Below are 15,197 nucleotides of genomic sequence, written 5' to 3'. Positions count from 1 at the left end.
CCTAGAAAGAGTTTCAATTATTAGTTTATACTGAGAAACAAGCAACTGCAAGTTTCTTTACTGCGGAGGTAATACTAAGACCGCATTATTTTAGAGATAATGCGGTCTTAGTACTACCTATTTTGGCGAGTAATTAATCTTAATTCGCGGTAAACGTGAAACCTTCAGCGTTTACATCCACTTGGATAGACTGTCCTTCCTTGAATTCTCCTTGGAGGATTTTCAGCGCCAGAGGGTTTTGAAGGCGTTGTTGAATCACGCGTTTCAGAGGCCGTGCTCCATAGATAGGATCATAGCCTTCTTGAGCAAGTTGCTGGAGAGCATTCTCACTCAACTCTAGCGTTAACTTGCGAACAGCCAGTCGCTCATAAAGTTGTTGAAGTTGAATCTTGACAATCTGTCCAATATGCTCGAGACTGAGTGGGTGGAAAACAATAATATCATCAAGTCGATTAAGAAACTCAGGTCGGAAGTAGTTTTTGAGTTCCTCCGAAACTCGTGTTCTTATTTCTTCTTGCGAAGCGGCCGAACGGGTCATTTCTTGGATTGCAGGGCTGGCGATATTGCTCGTCAGAATGACAACCGTATTCTTAAAATTGACGACTCGCCCTTGACCATCGGTTAAACGACCATCGTCGAGAAGTTGCAGAAGAACGTTGAAGACATCCCCGTGAGCCTTTTCAATTTCATCGAATAAGACAACACTGTAAGGTTTACGACGAACTGCTTCAGTCAGCTGCCCTCCTTCTTCATACCCAACGTAACCGGGAGGCGCACCGATCAAACGTGAGACTGTATGCTTTTCCATATACTCAGACATATCAATCCGAATCATCGCTTGTTCGTCATCAAAAAGGAATTCAGCTAAAGCTTTCGCAAGTTCAGTTTTACCGACCCCGGTTGGTCCGAGAAAAAGAAATGATCCTAAAGGACGGTCAGGGTCTTGTAAGCCTGCACGTGCGCGTCTAACGGCGTCAGAAACAGCTCGGACGGCCTCGCTCTGTCCGATGACACGCTGATGAAGTCGATCTTCCATGTGCACGAGCTTATCCATTTCACTTTCCAGAAGTTTGGTAACAGGAACGTGCGTCCATTTAGCCACAACTTCGGCGATATCTTGTTCGTCAACTTCCTGTTTAAGCAAAGAATTTTTACGCCCGGTTAACTGCTCATCTAATTCCTTCAGCTCTTTTTCCAGACGAGGGATAACACCATATTGAAGCTCTGCTGCTTTATTGTAATCATAGACTTGTTGGGCCTGTTCCATGTTGGTGCGTGCTTGATCAAGTTCGTCCTTATGTTGTTTAATTTGGGTTAAAACTTCCCGTTCACCTTGAAGTTGGGCTTCAAGTGCATTTTTTTCTTCTTTCAGGTTGGCTAACTCTTCTTCAATTTTAGCAAGCCGTTCCTTACTCGCCTCATCTTTTTCCTTTTTCAGGGCTTCACGCTCAATTTCCAACTGCAGAGCTCGGCGTTTAATTTGATCCAGCTCGAAAGGGTCACTCGTTATTTCCATCCGCAAGCGGGCAGCAGATTCGTCGATTAGATCAATGGCCTTATCCGGGAGAAAACGATCACTGATATAACGGTCAGAGAGAACCGCAGCGGCGATGACCGCCCCATCTGTGATGCGTACACCATGGTGCCTTTCATAGCGTTCTTTCAGACCGCGGAGGATGGATATTGTATCTTCGACACTGGGCGCATCGACAATGACAGGTTGAAAACGGCGTTCTAAAGCAGCATCTTTTTCGATATACTTGCGATACTCATCCAGTGTCGTGGCTCCGACCAGGCGAAGTTCGCCACGGGCCAGCATTGGTTTAAGCATATTACTGGCATCCATCGCTCCTTCAGCAGCACCAGCGCCGACCACGGTGTGTAATTCATCAATGAAGAGAATAACATCATCGCGATCCTGAATTTCCTTGAGTACGGCTTTAAGACGTTCCTCAAATTCCCCTCGGTATTTGGCTCCGGCAATTAGTGAGCCCATATCTAGAGCAATAAGCTTCTTATCTTTCACTGTTTCGGGAACGTCTCCCCGCACAATACGCTGGGCAAGACCTTCAACAATTGCGGTTTTGCCGACACCAGGTTCGCCAATAAGAACTGGATTGTTTTTCGTTCGACGCGAAAGAATCTGAATCACCCGACGAATTTCTTCATCCCGTCCGATCACAGGATCGAGCTTACCCCTGCGGGCTTGTTCCACCAGATCACGTCCGTATTGCTCCAGGGCACGGTAAGTGTTTTCCGGATTTTGACTGGTTACACGTTGACTGCCACGAACTTCGCGGAGGGCTTGGAGGAGTTTTTCTCGGTTGAGACCAGCTTGCTTCAGAATCTGCTCAACTGTACCACCCGCTCGACTCAGAAGGGCCAGTAAAAGATGTTCAGTACTGACGTACTCATCATTAAAGGTTTCCATTTCATCATGGGCTGAGACGAGGACGGTTCTTAAACGAGACGATATCGTGAGTTGCACATTCCCTCCACTCATCCGAGGAAAGTTGTTGATAGCCTCACGGGTTTTTTGTTGCAAAGCTCCGACCGCAAGGTTGAGTTTCGTGAGGACTTGGGGTACGACTCCATCTTCTTGTTCCAATAAAGCAAGCAGAAGATGCTCTGGCTCAACTTCGCTATTACCGTTGTGTTCTGCTATGTTCTGGGAGTTAATTATTGCTTCTTGGGATTTTTGAGTAAAACGGTTGGTATCAAAAGCCATAAATATTTCACAACCTTTCATGTAAATAATGGGAGAGTAACGTAGGTACTAATTGCTAAGTGGGGATTTATAGATGTTGATATTTTGTCGCTAAATCTTGGAGAGCTGAGCGTTCTTCACCTCCGAGGTTAGAAGGTAAGGTGAGCTGAATATGGACATAAAGGTCACCAAACTGATTGGGGCTCTCGAGGTGAGGCATTCCTTTGCCCTTGAGGCGGAATTTGGTATTTCCCTGGGTATGTGGAGGGATCTTAAACGTGATTTCTCCGCCCAATGTGCTAACCTTTATTTCGCCGCCGAGAACAGCCTTGTAAAAATTCACGGAAATATCAGTTGTTAGATCATCCCCTTCCCTTGTATACACAGCGTGGGGTTCGAGGGTAATGAGGAGGAAAATTCCTTGTCCAGCAAGGCGCACTTTTGACCCTGAACGTACTCCTTTCGGAATCTTAGCCTGAAGGCGTTTTTCACCGGTATCAATTACACGGGTTGTTCCGTGATATGCTTCTTCAAGCGAAATATTGACTTTAAGTTCACGATCTTGCCTCGTTTGAGTACGTGCTGCTTGATGGCCACGATGATGTGGGCCTTGCTCTATATCTCCCATCCCAAAGAGGGTTGAAAAAAAATCTGAGAAACCTCCGCCTGAACCGGAAAAGCTTCCCTCCCATCCTGAGTCGCCAAACATTGCGGCAAATTCTTCGGGAGTCATTGTCCGAGTATGGCTTCCTTCACCGGGCTGTGCTTGCCAACGACTCCAGTCATAATCCCCTTGTCCACCATGCTTTTGCCAAGCTTCATAGTTTTGTCGTACTTCTTCATATTTACGACGTTTTTCCGGGTCGCTAATTGCTTGGTAAGCTTCCGTAACTTCCTTGAATTTTTCTTCTGCTTCTTTATTACCAGGGTTGACATCTGGATGGTATTTTTTAGCCAGCTTTTGATAGACTTTTTTTATGGAAGTATCATCAGCATCTTTCGAGACACCGAGAATAGAATAATAATCTTTAAAATCCATAAGTCATCCCTCCTTCATTCGTAAAATTCTATTCGTTAAGTTAATTATAGTATTTTAAAATATAAAGGTCAATGATGGTCAGATAGTTATCTGACATTTGATTTAGGTTAAGAATATAAAAGCATTTTTATTCTCTTTTCAAGGATAGGCAAAAAAGCTCCCTTAAGGGAGCTTTAAATGATGAGTTGCTGAAACTAGGTATTTTAATTGGGTTAATTGAGAGGTTTCCCCAGAATCTGACTTACCTTTGTTAATAAATCGTCCTTGACTTCATTAAGGGTTATCCGAACTGTTTCAGGTTGAGTTCCGCGGATCGAAAAGTAGAATTTAATTTTGGGTTCAGTTCCAGAGGGACGAACCATTACAAAGCCACCACCACTAAAGGCATAGCGGAGAACTTCAGACTGAGGTAAAGTTAAGGGATAGGTATCGTCTGTCACGTCCCCACTCAGGTGTTTACCGATACGTAGTTCATAATCATCGATCCGTACAAGGGGAACTCCAGCAAAGGATCGGATCTCGGAGTGCCGTAAGCCTGCCATAATTTGTTCCATTTCGGCCTTGCCTTCTTTACCTTTTAGGGTAATGGAAGTTTGGTCTTCAACATAATAGCCGTACTCCTGATAAATTTTATCGAGAACTTGGAGCAAAGTTTGTTGTTCCTTTTGCTTATAGTAAAGAGCAGCTTCGGCAACCAGCATGGCTGCGATGACCCCATCCTTATCGCGGACGAAATGCCCGGCTAAATAGCCGTAGCTTTCCTCAAAACCAAATTGAAAATCGCCTCGTCCTTCTTCTTCCAGTTCTTTTTCCTTTTCGGCAATGAATTTGAAGCCGGTTAGAACATTCTCTACTTGGACGCCAAGATCCAAAGCTAAGGCATCCGCCAAGTCGGTTGAGGCGATCGTTTTTATAAGGGTTGCTTGAGGTGGGAGAATTCCTAAAGCTTTCTTCTGGGAAATGAGATAATAGGCTAAAATAACACCGACTTGGTTACCGGTTAATTGAACATACTGCCCCTCTTGATTGCGAATAACGACTCCTAATCGATCTGAATCGGGGTCAGTTGCCAGAAGTAGATCAGCCTGTTTCAGTTCACCGTAGCGTCGTGCTAGATCGAAGGTTGACGGGATCTCTGGGTTAGGATAGGGTACTGTGGAAAAGTTCGGGTCCGGTTTTTCCTGCTCGGGAACTACGAAAACTGAGGTATAGCCGAGTTCCTGCAAAACTCTGCGAACGAGTAAATTACCGGCTCCATGTAAGGGTGAGTAGACAATTTTGAGTGTAGAACCTTCATTACGAGCAAGATTAGGGTAAAGTGCTAAATTCTTAACCTGAGATAGATAGGCTTGATCGATCTCTTCCCCGATCGAAATTAACAAACCTCGGGATCGCGCTTCTTGTTCTGTTAAAGGTTCTAAACCAACAAAGCTTGCATGAGCTAAAATATGCTCCGAGATTCGGTCCGCTTGAGTTGGGGGAACCTGTCCTCCATCCTCCCAGTAGACCTTGTAACCGTTATATTCTTTGGGATTGTGGCTGGCCGTAATCACAATTCCCGCTTGAGCTTTCAGATAGCGAACGGCAAAAGATAACTCCGGGGTCGGCCGTAAGTTATCAAAGAGATAGACTCTTATACCATTTTTAGCGAGAATTAAGGCAGCTTCTTGGGCAAAGCGTAAGGAAAAACGCCTAGAATCATAGGCAATGACGACTCCCTTGGCCATCCCTGTCTTGCCATATTCGCGAATTGTATCAGCAAGACCCTGAGTTGCTTTGCGAATGACATAAATATTCATCCGATTCGTACCCGCAGCGAGAATCCCGCGTAAGCCGCCTGTCCCAAACTCGAGATCCATATAGAAACGGTCTTCAATTTCTGAAGGATCCGTTAAAGTTTTCAACTCTTGACGCGTTTCGAGATCAAAATAGGGATGCTCAGACCAAAGTTTATAGAGTTCCTGAATCATACTGTTGACGACTCCTTCATGATGAATCTAGCGCTGGCGAACTGGATATACCAATAATCCTACTAAACCAGGTCCAGTGTGTACTCCCATTGCCGGACTGATCTGACCAAAGAAAACTTCTTTAATATTGGGAAGTTCATGTGCTAACTTTTCGAGATTTCTCGCTTCTTGTTCCGCACCGCCATGAACAATGGCTACATTCGAAAGGGTGTCACGGACATGCTCTTTGAGTATACCAGCTAACTTGTGGAGGGACTGTTCTCGCCCTCGGACTTTGGTAACGGTAATATATTTACCTTCCTGATTGATCGAGATTATGGGCTTAATATGAAGTAATTCGCCAAGCGTACCGGCAACATAACCAATACGTCCTCCCTTTTTCAAGTATTCTAAGGTTGAAACGACATAGTAGGCTTTAATATGCTCAACGACTTCTTTGGCAGTACCCACAACCTTTTCAAAGTTAAAGGAGCGCTGATACTCTCGGACAGCTTCGAGAACTGAAAAGCCAAGACCGAAAGAAAGGGTTTTAGAGTCGACAACTTCAATCACCATATCTTTAAATTCTTGAGCAATCGTCGCTACCGTTTGGTAGGTTCCACTGAGTCCACTGGAAATGTGGATGGCTAAGACATGCGTAAATTCTTGGTCGTGCAAGCGGTTAAAAAGTTCATAAATCTCCGCTGGAGAAGGTAAGGAAGTTTTGGGGATTTCCTCTTCTAAGTGATCATAAACTTCTTGTGGAGTGATATCTACACGATCGCGATATTCTCGGTCTTTATAAATAATATGCAAAGGTAAGACATGTATTCCATATTGACTGATAATCTCAGGTTCAAGATCACAGGTGCTATCCGTGACTATGGCAATCTTATTTCTTGGGGCTGGCTTATTATCTTGACTGAACATCACGTCATCCCTTTCGTACGAAGAAAAATAACTAAGCGTAGTATATCATATATATACTTCTACGGTAATATTTCCCCTTTAATTTGGATCTAATCGTTACATAATTCAAGATCTTTATGACGTACTCCAATGAGTACCCGCTGTGGATAAAAATACACCTCGCCTGGGCAGGCGACCTGGAAATATATATAAATAAAAACGAGCTCCATAACTCATAGTTAGGAACTCGTTTTACTCTCTGAAGAATCGTTTAATTGGATTGGCCTGGGTTAATGGCACTTTACCAGATCCTTTCTAGGAGATTTTTTTGGTGGCTTTTCCTGATTCGTGAACTCTTAATGGCTCAAGACCAACCGAAGCAAGAATTGCTTCAATCATAACCTTTTCATTTTCGCTCATGTAATGCCTCCTCTCAAAATGTAAATAATTGTCTTCTTGTAGACTAAAAAATAGTATAGCATTTTATTACGCATAAATCAATACCCTTATATTCTTTTTGTCTTATATTATTATTATAATTCTGTTTCATTTTCATCTTCTAATCATTAATTTCGCAGACCATCTCACATAAAATGGCACTGGGACGAATTCCCGCGAAAGTCAAGATACGCGTTATAGGATCCTGGGGCTGATTCGTTAGAGAGAATTTCCCCGAATCACGCTCGTTAAGCGAGGAGAGCAGTTCTTGGGCTGAATCATCATAGGCAGCCCAGGCATCAAGAAGGATTCTTCCCTCCGCCCCAGCGTAAAGCATACCAGCGGTTTCTTGCGAGTTAAGCCAGGCGTTAATTGAGGTATAGCGTTTAAGGTAGTGGGCGCGTCTTTGCCAGGAGGGAACGAAATTTGCCTTTTTCCGGGCTAGAAAATAAATAGATAGGTCTTCACGGTGAAAATCAGTGAATGGACTGCGGGCACGATCTAAGTTCAAAACTCCAGGAGTTAAACGAAAAAGGTGGAGATCACGAACATATCTAAACCCTAGGGCTTGATAAGTGCGTTGGGCATAATTATCGGAGAGCACCTCTAGATAAATTCGTTTCAATCCCAGAGTATGAGCCAACTTAATTTGTGCTTGAAGCATAGGAGCAAAAAGTTTTCGCCCACGATAATGCGGATCTATAGCAGTTCCAGCAATCCAGCCATCTGATCCAGTTTGACTGAGAAAGGTGAACCCTACAATTTTACCTTGCTCTTTCAGGGCGATAGAATGTTTTAACTCTATCTCTCCGTGACCAATCCAAATTCGCAGATTCTCCTCGGTAAAAAACATTTCGTAAAAATAACCTTGCCAGCATCGATTCCAAGCTTCCGTCAAAAGCGAGGAGTTAGTGCCTTCAAGGGTAGTTAGCTCAACCATCTTAGGATTCCCCTTAAAGATTTCATTTCAACCTAATATATTTTCTTCGCCTTCGGTAGCAGTTTTTCCTGCTCAGAAGGTAGGAATTTTGACTCTAAGCCAAAAGAGAATTATGATGAATCGTGGAGCGTTAGAGATTAAAAAGGAGTGCAATGTTAATGCTTAACTCATCATTTCAAGCTTCACAAGAGGAAATTAAACATGCTGAAGACCTTTTGCAGTTTATCAAGACTAGCCCTTCTCCTTTCCATGCTGTTCAAAGTGTTAAAGAGCATCTAGGACCTTTGGGTTTCAAGGAATTAAAATTCGAAGATAAGTGGGTAATTCTTCCAAAGGGAAAATATATTGTCAGCCGGAATGGGTCAGCATTAATTGCCATCGTGCTTGGTGAGTCTTCACCAGAAAAGGCAGGGTTTCATATCCTCGGTACCCATACAGACAGCCCCACGTTTCGTTTGAAGCCTTCTCCGATTATTCCGGTTGAAGGAAAATACGTAAAGCTAAATGTTGAGACTTACGGAGGTCCGATCTTAAATACCTGGCTCGATCGTCCCCTCGCTTTGGCTGGGCGTGTCGTTCTTAAAGGAAGATCTCCTTATCATCCGCAAAGCGTTCTTTTCCAAAGTCCTAGTCCCCTGCTCACCATTCCTAATCTTGCTATTCATTTAAATCATAAAGTGAATGAGGGATTTGAGCTTAATAAACAGAAAGACCTTCTTCCGCTTTTGGGTATGCTAGGAGAAGGCTTGGAGAAGGAGAACGTTTTAGTCAATCACTTCTCAGAGCTACTGCAGGTTGCTCCCGAGGAAATTATCGATTTTGATATGGTTCTTTTTGAATATGAGAACGGAAGTATAATCGGTCTGAACCAGGATTTTATTTCGAGTAGTCGCCTTGACGATTTAGCCATGGTTCAGGCCGGAACCTGGGCACTTGCGCAAACGGAGAGTAATCAAGTGACATCAATACTTGCCTGTTTTGATAATGAAGAAGTCGGTAGCACCTCGAAACAAGGAGCTGCATCTCCTTTGCTGGCCTCTGTCTTAGAACGAATAATGCTGGCCTTGGGTAAAAATCGTGAAGAATACTATCAGGCCCTGGCCCAGTCTTTTATGATTTCCGCAGATATGGCCCATGCTCTCCATCCGAATGCAGTGGAAAAGCATGACCCGGTGAATAAGCCAGTGTTAAACGGAGGCCCAGTGATTAAACTGAGTGCGAATCAGAGCTATACCTCAGATGCTGAGAGTACTGCCATTTTTCGAGGAATCTGTGAAGAAGCCCAGGTTCCTGTGCAAATCTTTGTTAATCGCTCGGACGAACGAGGAGGCTCAACAATCGGACCAATTTCGACGACCCACCTAGATATTCGTTCGGTTGATGTCGGAAATTCGCTTTTGGGCATGCATTCAATTCGAGAACTAGGTGGAGTCAAGGATCACTTGGCTATGAGTAAGGTATTCAAACAATTTTTCATGGATTAACAGAACGCAGAAGAGTATCTCCAATTTGCGTCCCCGTTTTCTCTGCCCATCCAGCTGGTAATTCGATAATTGAGGAAGATTCCTGGATCCGAGGAGAAATCTTACCCGGGTCCAACTGATCGATAATCTGACAGACTTCTCCTTGGGGGTTAATGAACCAGACAGATAAAGAATAGTACATCCCCAGCATGTGCACTTGCTGACAGGGTATCAGCCATAATCCTTCATAGGGCTTTAGGGGTGGACGACCCAGCAATCCCCGCAGGCGGAGCCAGAAAGAATTGGCAAGGATAACCGAAGTGGCGATTCTCTCACCTGTACGGTAATTTAAGAGACTAATCGATGTCATAAGCTTACCTCTCCTTCTTTCCTTTCGAGTATTCGCCTCTTCTCTGTTCAACTTAGTTTTTCGTTAACGGATTATTGTTGTTTTGCAAACATATCGATAATTTGAATTACAGCTGGTCCAAGGATGATGATGAAAATACTTGGAAAAACGAAGAAAACGAGAGGAATCATCATTTTAACGGGAGCTTTTTGGGCTTTTTCCTCGGCTCTTTGCCGCTGTTTCTGGCGAATCTGTTTGGACTGATTACGGAGAACCCCAGCTATAGGTATTCCGAGCTGATCGGCTTGAACCAGGGATGCTACTACACTCCTCAAATCTTCAATTGAGTTGCGTTGACCTAAATCTCGAAGGGCGTCCCGGCGTGGACGTCCCATTTTTATTTCCTGGAGAACTTTAAGAAATTCTTCAGCTAAGGCCCCTTTTTGCTTTTCGACTACCTTTAATAAGGCAGCATCAAAGCCTAGCCCAGCTTCCACACTAACAGTTAAAAGATCTAAAACATCGGGTAAAGTCTTTTCAATCTCGGTCTGCCTTTTTTTAGTTTGAGCTTTTAACCAACTCTGGGGAAATAAATAGCCAATCAAGAAACCAAAAACTAAAGCCCCTAGACGCAGACTTGAAGCGGTCTGAAGGAGAATAGCCAGCGTTAAGAGGACTAAGCCTAACAAAAGGCCCAAGCCCAGTTGCACTCCCTTTACTTCTCCTTCCCTATCTTCCTTCTCAGGTAAGCCGCCACTGGTTAAATCCCGATTTGCTCGTTTTTTTAGACGAAGATGAGCAAAGACCGAGGCCAGCTTCTGAAGCCCTGGACGGAGAAGCCGTTCTTTTAGGGGCGGTAGATCTTCGTTGATAACTTCTCCTCGGCCAAGTGCTCGCATAATTCGTTCTTGAGGTTTTTTCACTCTCTTTCCGGCAAAAATTGCGAGCATTGTAAAAACAACAAAACCAAAGGTCCCGAGGATGATGAAAGGCTCAAACATGGCGCTCACTCCCTTTGATTCAAGTGTTTGGGGCAGACGTTTACACCTCGACGGCGATAATCTTACGGATAATGAGAAAACCAATGATTTGGGAGAAAACTCCCACACCTAGAAGGATTAAACCCAGAGGAGTCGTAAAAAGGAGCTTCAAATAGCTCGGATTCAACACACTGAGTATCCCTGCAATGCCAAAGGGTAGGGCACCGATAATATATCCAGACATTCTCCCCTGGGCAGTTAGGGTTTTAATTTCTTGCTGGATGCGGATCCGGTCCTCGATAGTTGAGTGAATATTGGTAAGAACCTCAGCAAGATTTCCACCAACCTGTCGTTGAATCAGGATAGCAGTCACCAGAAGATCCAAGTCTTCACTCCCAACCCGTTCGGCAAGATTCGACAGTGCTGTTTCGGTTGAAGTACCGTAGGTCATTTCGCGAAGTGTGATCTTGAATTCACCGGCTATCGGATTGGGCATTTCCTGACTGACCATTTCCATGGACTGAAGTAAGCTAAATCCAGCACGCAGGGAGTTGGCCAGGATAAGTAAAGAATCGGCAAGCTGATTATTAAATTGTTTTCTTTTTTTCTTTTGCGCGCGCTTTAAAAATAAACGAGGAATAAATCCGCCAATGCCTAGAAAGAGAAGGCTTAAACCCAGCGAACGGGTCAGTAACAGTCCGACTAGAAAAAATAGGAAGGCGATGAAGTCCTGGAGAACAAGGAATTCCCCACCGCGAAGAGGAATATCCCCTTGCATGAGTTCGTGGTCAAGTTTTGCTCGCCAGCGCTGGGGGGTAAATTGCCCTAGATGGGAAAGTATATTTTTGAACGTCTTTTGCTCTGGAACTGAAGGGTTAGTCGGGCGTAAAGCGGTGAAACGTTTTAGCCGTTCATCGAGCGTTTCGTTACGGCGGGTAAAAGCTAAGATGCCAAGGTAAGTCGTTAAAAAGACTGAAATTACTACGATCCAGAGGGATACATTAAACAAAAAAGTAATCATGGAGCTCCCTCCTCAAGGCTTATCCTTCATTACTAAAAAGATTTTCCGGTAGAGACTGTCCAGCTGATAATAATTTTTCCATGAAATGTGGGCGAATGCCCGTTGCTCGGAAATACCCAAGAACCTTCCCTTGTTTGTCGATACCGGTCTGCTCAAAACGGAAAATGTCCTGGAGAACGATGACATCTCCCTCCATTCCCAGAACCTCGGTAATATGGGTCACACGGCGGGTGCCATCACGCAGACGGCTTTGCTGGACGATAACGTCAAGGGCACTGGATATCTGTTCCCTGATTGCGCGCACGGGAAGGTCCATACCTGCCATCAGGACCATCGTTTCAAGACGAGAAAGCATGTCCCGAGGGGTATTAGCATGTCCAGTGGTGAGTGAGCCATCATGCCCCGTATTCATGGCCTGAAGCATATCTAGAGCTTCCCCGCTTCTTACCTCGCCAACGATGATCCGCTCTGGTCTCATCCGCAAGGAATTGCGGACAAGGTCACGAATGGTTATGGCCCCTTTGCCTTCAATATTGGGCGGACGAGTTTCCAAGGTGACGACATGGGCTTGGCGGAGCTGCAATTCAGCAGCATCTTCGATGGTAATAATCCGTTCATCTTCGGGAATATAACTAGAGAGCACACCGAGGGTGGTCGTTTTACCGGAGCCGGTTCCTCCTGAGACGATAATATTAAGACGTGAATTAACACAGACTTCGAGAAATAGAGCCATTTCCGCAGTTAAGGTGCCGAAACGGATCAGGTCTTCTACCTTAAAGGGGTCTTTGGCAAATTTACGGATCGTTAGCGTCGGGCCATTCAGAGCGAGTGGTGGAATAATTGCATTAACCCGTGAACCATCAGGAAGACGAGCATCAACCATTGGTTGGCTTTCATCAATTCTTCGTCCGAGTGGCGCTACGATTTTTTCGATAATATGCAAAACGTGTTGATCATCATAAAAAGTGATTGGCACCAATTCTAATTTTCCTTTACGCTCAACATAGATCTGGTGCGGACCGTTGACCATAATTTCATTGATATCCGGATCATTCAATAGTGGAGTAATCGGTCCAAATCCGAGAATTTCGTCCAAAATCTGCTGAATGAGTCGTTGGCGGTCAGTCCGAGGGATTGTAATTCCCTGAACTTCTATTTTCTTTTCAAAGATTTCTTCAACCTTTGGACGAAGGGTTTCAACCTCTAGATTCTCCGTTTCTGAAGTATCCAAGGTTTGAATAACTTCATGATGAACTTGATTTTTGAAATCTTTCCAGGGATCAAGAAGCTGTATAGGTCGATTGGTACGCAATTCCTGAACAGGTTCTTCCGAAATATTTTTTTCCTTTTCTAAACGTTTAAGTAAGGACATGTCTAATCCTCCTACAAGCCAAACAACTGGCGAAATCGGTGAAAACTCTTACGACCAGTATCGTGAGCGGAGGGCGCTTCCTTCGGTTGAACGGATTGCTTGGTTAAGGTTTGGGCGATAATGTGGATGCCCTCACTTGCTTTGCTTTGCGGATGATAAATAACAAAAGGAATACCTTGGTTAAGCGCAGGAAGCAGGGTATTACCATCGCTCGGTATATCAAAGTCAACTTTGATATTCAGCGCTTTCTCCACATCCTGACGTTCGAGTCCCATTTCTTTGCCTGACCGATTTAAAATGAGGCTTATTTTATCGAGATAATTGAGACCTTCCATGGTCTCCAAGCTGAGCTTCGTATTTTTAAGGGCTGGGACATCCATACCGGCAATCAGAAAGATTTTTTCTGCTAAGTCGAGGCTAAGCAGGCTAATTTCTTCAAACCGGCTCACGGTATCACAGATAATAAAATCAAAATATGGTTGAACTTCTTTAAGAATTTGTTCTATTTGTTCGACGCTGACTAAATCAGCATATTCAGGGCGAGTGGGTGCAGCAAGCACTTGGAGGCCTGAAGAGTGGGTTAAGAGAAAGGACTTGATGTCACTGTACTGAAGAGAGCCAGATTGGGCTAAATCGGCAATACTGCGTTTAGGTGCTAGATTTAAAAAGACGCACACATCGCCAAATTGTAAGTTCAAATCGATCAGGAGCACTCGATACTTTCCAGAACGAGCTAACTCTACGGCTAAATTTGTGGCTAAGCTGGTTTTGCCTACTCCACCCTTCGTGCTGAAGAAGGAAATAATCTGACCCATTCGGGTTTTGTCAGTGGCTGCCGGTAGTTCAGGTTGCTCCCCTAAGGCCTCGCGTTTACGGCTTTCAATCTCATAGACTCTGGCAATAGTGCTTGTCAATTCACTCCCAGTGAAAGGTTTGACGATATATTCTCGGGCTCCCGCCATCATAGCACTTCGGAGATAGTCTTGTTCCCCTTGAACCGACATCATGATGACCGAACAGTTCGGAACCCGAAGAGCGAGAAGTTCAGTTGCCCGAATTCCATTCATATCTGGCATATTGATATCCATGAGTACGATATCGGGATGTAAGCTTTCCGAGAGACGCAAGGCCTCAGAGCCGGTACCTGCTTCTCCGATTACTTCGATATCAGTTTCAAATTCCAGGAGGCGTCTGACGCTTTCACGGGTTTCGTTGATATCATCGACGATGAGAACGCTTATGCGTTTCATTTCCTAGTCCTCCTTTATTTATAACGATTGAAGTAATTGGGATCCAGAAACTGGCTCGCTGTAAATGGCGCATCCACTTGCTGATCGGTATTGGCTGGATTTCTTAATAATAAACGGAGACTTCCCTTTTCGCTCCCTAAGGTTATGACCATCGCTTGAGGTACAGTGAGGGCAAGAGTATAGGATTTCGCTTCAACCTTCGTTTTATCAGAAACTGAGCTCTCACCGTTGCTCAAGACCAGAGCATCTTGGGCGGCTAAAGTGGTAACGGTTTGGGAGTTCCCAGAGGAGTCTTTAACCTCCATCGTCACGAGAATATCCACATGGTCTCCGGGTTTAACCATAAACCCTACCCCGCTGACAAGCCCAATGGGGATGGCTACCGCACGCTTTCCGTCAGGTACTGTGAGCGCACTGGAAGCGGCGGAATTATTATCATTACTTGTGGGGTGCTCAATGACAGAATTAACGATGGAATCACCTGACGTTAAATTGACCAAGGCAACAGAGCCAACCACACTTTGGATGGAAGAAGCACCACCAACGGGATAAGCTTCATTTGGAATATCTTTGGTCGTGAGTTGTTCTGCTTTTATGACCGAACGTGCTGGAATATTGCCTTTGGCGATGACCAGCGGCTTTAGGCTTATCTGAGGGCTGCGTTGCGTACCGCTTAAGAAAATATAAGTTGAGCCAGCTGCGATCAGGCCACAAATTAAGGCGAGAATCAAGAAGCCTTTTCTTTGCATCAATTATTCACTCCAAACCAGTTTCGATTGC

Annotated in this window: 12 protein-coding genes; 1 reads left to right on the top strand and 11 read right to left on the bottom strand. The window is 44.6% G+C overall.

The genetic code is table 11. From position 1 onward, the window contains the following. Positions 1-139 precede the first annotated feature (139 nt). The 5 genes from clpB to VM640_RS05455 form a co-directional block, all read right to left on the bottom strand. Positions 140-2,728, bottom strand: coding sequence for an ATP-dependent chaperone ClpB (gene clpB / locus VM640_RS05475; RefSeq protein ID WP_325390413.1), 2,589 nt, complete (start codon positions 2,726-2,728; stop codon positions 140-142). 67 nt (positions 2,729-2,795) lie between these two features. Further along, positions 2,796-3,746: a J domain-containing protein gene (locus tag VM640_RS05470; protein ID WP_325390412.1), complete on the bottom strand. Its 951-nt coding sequence runs from the start codon at positions 3,744-3,746 to the stop codon at positions 2,796-2,798. Between the two features lie 212 nt (positions 3,747-3,958). Then, positions 3,959-5,716: a phospho-sugar mutase gene (locus VM640_RS05465; protein WP_325390411.1), complete on the bottom strand. Its 1,758-nt coding sequence runs from the start codon at positions 5,714-5,716 to the stop codon at positions 3,959-3,961. Positions 5,717-5,743: 27 nt separating this feature from the next. Beyond that, positions 5,744-6,625 (bottom strand): DegV family protein, encoded by an 882-nt coding sequence (locus tag VM640_RS05460; RefSeq protein WP_325390410.1) that lies wholly within the window; start codon positions 6,623-6,625, stop codon positions 5,744-5,746. Positions 6,626-7,163: 538 nt separating this feature from the next. Continuing rightward, positions 7,164-7,982 (bottom strand): GNAT family N-acetyltransferase, encoded by an 819-nt coding sequence (locus tag VM640_RS05455; RefSeq protein WP_325390409.1) that lies wholly within the window; start codon positions 7,980-7,982, stop codon positions 7,164-7,166. Positions 7,983-8,140: 158 nt separating this feature from the next. On the opposite strand from VM640_RS05455, the gene VM640_RS05450 reads away from it, so the two are divergent. Continuing rightward, positions 8,141-9,466: a M18 family aminopeptidase gene (locus VM640_RS05450; RefSeq protein ID WP_325390408.1), complete on the top strand. Its 1,326-nt coding sequence runs from the start codon at positions 8,141-8,143 to the stop codon at positions 9,464-9,466. Here VM640_RS05450 and VM640_RS05445 read toward each other — a convergent pair. The 6 genes from VM640_RS05445 to cpaB form a co-directional block, all read right to left on the bottom strand. After that, entirely contained in the window at positions 9,456-9,815 is a 360-nt protein-coding gene (locus tag VM640_RS05445) for a DUF192 domain-containing protein (protein ID WP_325390407.1), read from the bottom strand. The genes VM640_RS05450 and VM640_RS05445 overlap by 11 nt on opposite strands. Before the next feature lie 71 nt (positions 9,816-9,886). After that, positions 9,887-10,795 carry a type II secretion system F family protein gene (locus VM640_RS05440; protein WP_325390406.1) on the bottom strand — a complete coding sequence of 303 codons (909 nt, stop codon included), beginning with the start codon at positions 10,793-10,795 and terminating at the stop codon, positions 9,887-9,889. 40 nt (positions 10,796-10,835) lie between these two features. After that, the gene (locus VM640_RS05435; protein ID WP_325390405.1) at positions 10,836-11,795 is read right to left on the bottom strand and encodes a type II secretion system F family protein; all 960 of its coding nucleotides are present in this window, start codon (positions 11,793-11,795) and stop codon (positions 10,836-10,838) included. A 19-nt stretch (positions 11,796-11,814) separates the two neighbouring features. Next, positions 11,815-13,167 (bottom strand): TadA family conjugal transfer-associated ATPase, encoded by a 1,353-nt coding sequence (locus VM640_RS05430; protein ID WP_325390404.1) that lies wholly within the window; start codon positions 13,165-13,167, stop codon positions 11,815-11,817. An 11-nt stretch (positions 13,168-13,178) separates the two neighbouring features. Then, positions 13,179-14,417 (bottom strand): response regulator, encoded by a 1,239-nt coding sequence (locus tag VM640_RS05425; protein WP_325390403.1) that lies wholly within the window; start codon positions 14,415-14,417, stop codon positions 13,179-13,181. Between the two features lie 14 nt (positions 14,418-14,431). Next, the gene (gene cpaB, locus VM640_RS05420; RefSeq protein WP_325390402.1) at positions 14,432-15,166 is read right to left on the bottom strand and encodes a Flp pilus assembly protein CpaB; all 735 of its coding nucleotides are present in this window, start codon (positions 15,164-15,166) and stop codon (positions 14,432-14,434) included. Positions 15,167-15,197 lie beyond the last annotated feature (31 nt).

Origin of the sequence: Desulfitobacterium sp. (assembly GCF_035539115.1) — a bacterium.
Classification (GTDB): Bacteria; Bacillota; Desulfitobacteriia; order Desulfitobacteriales; family Desulfitobacteriaceae; genus Desulfitobacterium_A.
The sequence above is the reverse complement of the archived record's forward strand: the minus strand, read 5'-3'. Positions and strand labels throughout refer to the sequence as shown.

What these genes read in the sequence shown, in the direction of transcription:
- VM640_RS05455 (WP_325390409.1), bottom strand. Translation starts at nt 7,982, where the DNA reads ATGGTTGAGCTAACTACCCTTGAAGGCACTAACTCCTCGCTTTTGACG.
- VM640_RS05465 (WP_325390411.1), bottom strand. Translation starts at nt 5,716, where the DNA reads ATGATTCAGGAACTCTATAAACTTTGGTCTGAGCATCCCTATTTTGAT.
- VM640_RS05440 (WP_325390406.1), bottom strand. Translation starts at nt 10,795, where the DNA reads ATGTTTGAGCCTTTCATCATCCTCGGGACCTTTGGTTTTGTTGTTTTT.
- VM640_RS05460 (WP_325390410.1), bottom strand. Translation starts at nt 6,625, where the DNA reads ATGTTCAGTCAAGATAATAAGCCAGCCCCAAGAAATAAGATTGCCATA.
- cpaB (WP_325390402.1), bottom strand. Translation starts at nt 15,166, where the DNA reads ATGCAAAGAAAAGGCTTCTTGATTCTCGCCTTAATTTGTGGCCTGATC.
- VM640_RS05445 (WP_325390407.1), bottom strand. Translation starts at nt 9,815, where the DNA reads ATGACATCGATTAGTCTCTTAAATTACCGTACAGGTGAGAGAATCGCC.
- VM640_RS05425 (WP_325390403.1), bottom strand. Translation starts at nt 14,417, where the DNA reads ATGAAACGCATAAGCGTTCTCATCGTCGATGATATCAACGAAACCCGT.
- clpB (WP_325390413.1), bottom strand. Translation starts at nt 2,728, where the DNA reads ATGGCTTTTGATACCAACCGTTTTACTCAAAAATCCCAAGAAGCAATA.
- VM640_RS05435 (WP_325390405.1), bottom strand. Translation starts at nt 11,795, where the DNA reads ATGATTACTTTTTTGTTTAATGTATCCCTCTGGATCGTAGTAATTTCA.
- VM640_RS05430 (WP_325390404.1), bottom strand. Translation starts at nt 13,167, where the DNA reads ATGTCCTTACTTAAACGTTTAGAAAAGGAAAAAAATATTTCGGAAGAA.
- VM640_RS05450 (WP_325390408.1), top strand. Translation starts at nt 8,141, where the DNA reads ATGCTTAACTCATCATTTCAAGCTTCACAAGAGGAAATTAAACATGCT.
- VM640_RS05470 (WP_325390412.1), bottom strand. Translation starts at nt 3,746, where the DNA reads ATGGATTTTAAAGATTATTATTCTATTCTCGGTGTCTCGAAAGATGCT.